Genomic DNA, 3,432 nt, shown 5'->3' on the forward strand with positions numbered 1-3,432 from the left:
AGCGCTCTGCGGTGGCCCACAGCTGTTTGGCGACCTTCGGCTCGCCCGGGTAACCCTCTTGCGCGGTAAAGCGCGCCAGCACGCGTTTGACGTTGCCATCGAGGATCGGCGCTCGCAGGCCCATGCTCAGGCTGGCAATCGCACCCGCGGTGGACAGGCCAATGCCGGGCAGTTCGGTGAGTTTTTCGACGTCACGGGGAAACTCGCCGCCATATTCGGCAACGACGATCTTCGCGGTCTTTTGCAGGTTGCGCGCCCGGGTGTAGTAACCCAGCCCGGTCCACAGGTGCAGCACTTCGTCTTCCGGCGCGGCAGCCAGGGCTTCGACCGTTGGCAAGGACGCCATGAACCGGTCGAAGTAGTTCAGCACGGTGCTGACCTGGGTCTGCTGCAACATGATCTCCGAGACCCACACCCGGTAAGGCGTGATGCCCTGTTGCCAGGGCAGGTCATGGCGACCGTGGCGGTCGTACCAGTCGAGCACCGCCGTTGAAAACTGCTCGTTTCTCATCGTTTGAACAGGCCTTTAAGCGCGTCTTTCAGCTGTGGATTGACCTTGTCGAGCTTCTGTTCAAGCTTCTCGCTGAGCTTGTTGCCCGCCGCCTTGATGGCGACCTGGCTCAAGCCGTCCTTGTCCAGGCGGCAGGCCTTGGCGCCCAGTTCCAGCGGGCCACGGCAGCGCAGCGGGACTTCGATGTTCTGGAAGTTGGAGCCCACCTGGCAAGCCGGGTCCGGCACGTCGCGCTGGTCGCCTTCGACGATGATGCCGACGCGGTAGTCCATGCCCAGCACGCGCAGGTCGACGTCACCGTCACCGTTGACGGTCAGGCCCGGGATGCGCACTTTCAGGTCGGGGTTGCTGGCCACGCCATTGCGGAAGGTCAGGTTGCCCTTGAGTTCCTGGAACGGGGTGTCCTTGCCGCGCTGGTCGCCGCTGAGGGTCTTGCGGTTGAGCAGGGCGATGCCGGTGCACAGCTGTTGCTCGATGTTGGCGTTGAGCAGCACGCCGTTGTTGATCGCGAAGCTGGCGGTACCGTTGAGGCTGTCGATCAGGGCTTTCTGGCTATTGCCGCGGCCGTTGAGGTTGCTGTCGAGGGTGAGCTGGCCCTTCACCGGCGGGTTCTGCCCCTGGGCTTGCAGGATGCGTTCGACCGGTACCTGCTTGATGCGGGTTTGCAGCGCCAGCAGCGGGATGTCCTGCAACTTGGCGCCCAGCTCCCGCAACCCGGCAGGAATTTCCACATCCTGGGACAGGCTGCGAATCGCCGCGATGGCCGCCTGGGCGCCCTCTTCCACCGACGTACCCTTGATATCTGCGCCAAGGGCCCGTGCCACATGGCTCAGGCGCTCGGCGCTGACGCTGGCGTTGAAGCTTTGCACATGGGGCAACAGCACCGCATTGCACACGCCGTGGGGCAAGTCATACAGCCCACCCAACTGGTGCGCCATGGCGTGCACGAACCCCAGGGACGCGTTGTTGAAGGCCATGCCGGCAAGGAACTGCGCGTAGGCCATGTTCTCCCGGGCGGCCAGGTCTTTACCGTCGCGCACCGCAATCCGCAGGTTGGCGCTGATCAGTTCGATGGCCTTGATCGCACAGGCGTCGGTGATCGGGTTGGCAGCCGTGGACACGTAGGCTTCGATTGCGTGGGTGAGTGCGTCCATGCCGGTGGCGGCAGTCAGGCCCTTGGGCATGCCGACCATCAGCGCCGGGTCGTTGACCGACAGCAGCGGCGTGACGTTACGGTCGACGATGGCCATTTTCACGTGGCGGGTTTCGTCGGTGATGATGCAGAAGCGGGTCATTTCGCTGGCCGTGCCGGCGGTGGTGTTGATGGCTACCAGCGGCAGTTGCGGTTTGGCCGACTGATCGACGCCTTCGTAGTCACCGATGTGCCCGCCGTTGGTCGCACACAGGGCAATGCCCTTGGCACAGTCATGGGGTGAGCCACCGCCCAGTGACACCACGAAATCACAGGCGCTCTGCTGCAGCAGTGCCAGGCCTTTTTCGACGTTCTCGACGTTCGGGTTGGGCTTGGCGCCGTCATAGATCACCGAGTCGATGTCTTGCATCGCAAGCTTCTCGGCGATCATGCTGGCCACACCTGCCTTGGCCATCCCGGCGTCAGTGACGATCAGCGCCTTGCGAAAACCGTAGTTGCGAATCGCGGTCATGGCTTCGTCGAGGCAGTCGAGGCCCATGATGTTGACGGCGGGAATGAAGAAGGTGCTGCTCATGGTGGCTAATCCTTTAAAGTCGTTATGCCTACAGCATCGACCTCGATTGCCTGCGGCATCTTGACCAGGATCAACGCCCGCTCGTGATAAAGTCACCGCCCAGCCGATTTCGAGTAGACCCGCCGCAATGAAGGATTCCCAGGATTTTGATGCCCACCTAGAAGACTGGAACGCCTTGCGCAGCAGTACCGCCATCAGCGGGATCCTGATCGGCAACGGCGCCAGCCGCGCAGTGTGGGAAGATTTTGCCTACGACTCACTGTTCGAAAACGCCCGCACCGTGGAAGAAAAACCCCTGAGCCAGTCCGAACTCAGCGTGTTTGACGCGATGCAGACCCGCAGCTTCGAGCAGGTGCTGGGTGCACTGAAAACCACCAGCCGGGTCAACAAGGCCCTGGCGGTCAGCTCGGCTGCGCCGCGTAATCGCTATTACGCGATCAAGGAAGCACTGATCAATACGATCCACAGCGTGCATATTCCGTGGCGCCTGGTGAAGCCGTCGACACTGGCGACCCTCCATCAGGAGCTGGCGAGTTACCCGACGGTGTTCACCAGCAATTACGACCTGCTCAACTACTGGGCGATCCTGCATGCGCCGGGCATCGATGATCTGTTTCGCAGTGCCGATGCGAGCTTTGACCTGCGCAATACTGCCTGCGACACCACGCGCATTTTGTATCTGCATGGTGGCCTGCACCTGGTGCGTAACCTTGATGGTACGGCGCGTAAATTGCCGACCACTGACAGCACGTTGCTCAGCAGTTTTGCGATCAACAACACGATCAAGACGCTGGATGATGTGCCGTTGTTTGTCAGCGAGGGCAAGGTTGAGGAGAAGCTGAAGACCATTCGCAGTTCTGACTATTTGTCGTTCTGTTATGAGCAGTTGTTGGGCCATGAAGGTGGGCTATGCATCTTTGGGCATCACCTCGGCGCGCAGGATGTGCATCTGGTGCAGGCGATTCGACAGGCGAAGATCAGCACGTTGGCGATTTCGGTGTTTGGGCGCAGTGCGGGGTTTATTCAGCAGCAGAAGCGGCGTTTTGCGGAGTTGTTTGAGGGGATGGAGGTGGAGTTGCGGTTTTTTGATGCGCGTAGTCATGCGCTTGGGAATTCGGGGCTTTCGGTGCCCGTGGAGCGGTGATGGTAGTTGGGGTGAGGTGGTGTGGGGTGGGGTGTACATATCCGTTGCTG

General features: G+C 61.2%; 3 protein-coding genes. 1 reads left to right on the plus strand and 2 read right to left on the minus strand.

Going from position 1 to position 3,432, the window contains the following annotated elements:
- The coding region (locus tag HX846_RS19155) for an A/G-specific adenine glycosylase (RefSeq protein WP_372241992.1) at positions 1 to 511 on the minus strand (511 nt) is incomplete at its 3' end.
- Positions 508 to 2,433 carry an L-threonine dehydrogenase gene (gene yiaY / locus HX846_RS39275; protein ID WP_372241993.1) on the minus strand — a complete coding sequence of 642 codons (1,926 nt, stop codon included), beginning with the start codon at positions 2,431 to 2,433 and terminating at the stop codon, positions 508 to 510. The genes yiaY and HX846_RS19155, both read right to left, overlap by 4 nt.
- Here yiaY and HX846_RS19165 point away from each other — a divergent pair.
- Positions 2,366 to 3,382 carry a DUF4917 family protein gene (locus HX846_RS19165; RefSeq protein WP_003212103.1) on the plus strand — a complete coding sequence of 339 codons (1,017 nt, stop codon included), beginning with the start codon at positions 2,366 to 2,368 and terminating at the stop codon, positions 3,380 to 3,382. The two genes, yiaY and HX846_RS19165, sit on opposite strands and share 68 nt — an antisense overlap.
- The last annotated feature ends 50 nt before the right edge of the window (positions 3,383 to 3,432 follow it).

The organism is Pseudomonas sp. K5002 (assembly GCF_013386655.1).
In the GTDB taxonomy this organism is placed as follows: Bacteria; Pseudomonadota; Gammaproteobacteria; order Pseudomonadales; family Pseudomonadaceae; genus Aquipseudomonas.